This is a genomic window from uncultured Kiloniella sp. (assembly GCF_937128705.1).
Classification (GTDB): Bacteria; Pseudomonadota; Alphaproteobacteria; order Kiloniellales; family Kiloniellaceae; genus Kiloniella.
Genome location: NZ_CAKZMP010000269.1, coordinates 1 through 1,564 on the forward strand (window position 1 = coordinate 1; position 1,564 = coordinate 1,564).

At 46.5% G+C, this 1,564-nt stretch carries 2 protein-coding genes; both read left to right on the forward strand.

Going from position 1 to position 1,564, the window contains the following annotated elements; all coding sequences use genetic code 11:
* On the forward strand, nt 1–708 hold a 708-nt coding region (locus tag Q0241_RS13675), incomplete at its 5' end, for an insulinase family protein (protein ID WP_299378441.1).
* Nucleotides 708–1,564 (forward strand): pitrilysin family protein (locus tag Q0241_RS13680; protein ID WP_299378443.1); only part of this gene is annotated, 857 nt, incomplete at its 3' end. The genes Q0241_RS13675 and Q0241_RS13680, both read left to right, overlap by 1 nt.

Genomic DNA, 1,564 nt, shown 5'->3' on the forward strand with positions numbered 1-1,564 from the left:
GTCCTTGTTATTTCAGGCGATGTTACCGTTGACGAAGTAAAGCCTCTTGCAGAGAAATACTATGGCATTATTCCCTACAAGGAAGTCCCCGAGCGAAAGAGGATTTCGGAACCTCTGCAAAATGCTGCACGGCGGGTTGTTAAAGAAAGCCATTTGATTACTAATCCATCTGTTACGATACGATATCTTGCCCCCAGTTATCGGACCGCGGGCAATAATGATCCTTACGCATTACAGGTGTTAGACGAGATTATCGGCTCAGGAGCGACCAGCAAGTTATATAAAAAGTTGGCTATTGAAGAAAAACTGGCGGCATCTGTTGGTACATCCTATAGCCCCAATGCTTTCGACCTGAGCACTTTTACTCTCTATATTTCTCCTCGTCCCGGTGTGGAGATTGATGCGGCGGAAAAGCGCCTACGTGAAGAATTTTCTGAGTTGATAGAACAGGGGGTAACGCAGGCCGAGGTGGATAAAGCAATAACCCGCATGGTTGATGCGGCCGTTTTTGCCCGTGATTCTCTTGCTGCAGCGCCTAATGTAATAGGGCGTGCCATAACGACAGGGGGAAGTGTCGAAGACGTCGAAGCCTGGCCAGATCGGATTTCTGCAGTTACACCAGACCAGATCAACAGCTTGTTGAAAGAAATATTTATTGATAACCAGTCGGTTACGGGTGTTTTGTTGCCAGGAAAGGGGGCCGAATAATGAAGTCTTTTGTCAAACTCGGACTTGCCACATCCCTGACAATTCTCTTGAGCCTGTGTAACCTTTCTTCGGCGTTTGCGGTTGATATTGTTCAGGTTACAAGTCCAGGTGGAATACATGCTTGGCTTATTGAAGATCGTAGTAACCCCATTATTTCGATGAAGTTTGCTTTTTCGGGAGGTTCATCTGTTGATCCTGGCGGTAAAGAAGGTCTGGCCAACCTCGTTGCCGCGACAATTGATGAGGGGGCTGGTGATCTTGATTCACAAGCTTTTCAGGCCAAATTAAATGACTTGTCGATCTCGTTGGGCTTTGATGCTGGGCGTGAATTTTTTAGTGGTGAGCTTGTCACACTGACAAAAAACAAGGCGACAGCTTTTGAGTTGCTTGAGCGATCTTTGACGGAACCAAGGTTTGACCGTGAGCCAATTGAACGAATTCGATCACAGATTTCTCTTGCTCTTAAACAGCGAGCGGATGACCCGGGATACAAAGCGCAAAGCACTTTGCGCACTCTGTATTATCCCGACCATGTTTATGGCCGGGCAAACGATGGAACGTTAGAAAGCCTGAAAAACATAACTGTTTCTGATTTGAAAAGTTATCTGGCAGAGAACATTGCCCAAAATAACCTGACTGTTGCGGTTGTTGGGGATGTGGATCGTGTTGAACTTGGGACATTGTTGGATCAGGCATTTGGTGGCCTTGCAAAGAAATCAAAACCATTTCGGATATCTGGTGCGTCACCTGCGATAAAAGGGGGAACGATCATTCTGGATGAGGATATTCCCCAGAGCGAAGTTATAATGGCCCATAGAGGTATTTCCCGGGATGATCCTGATTATTATGCGGCCTT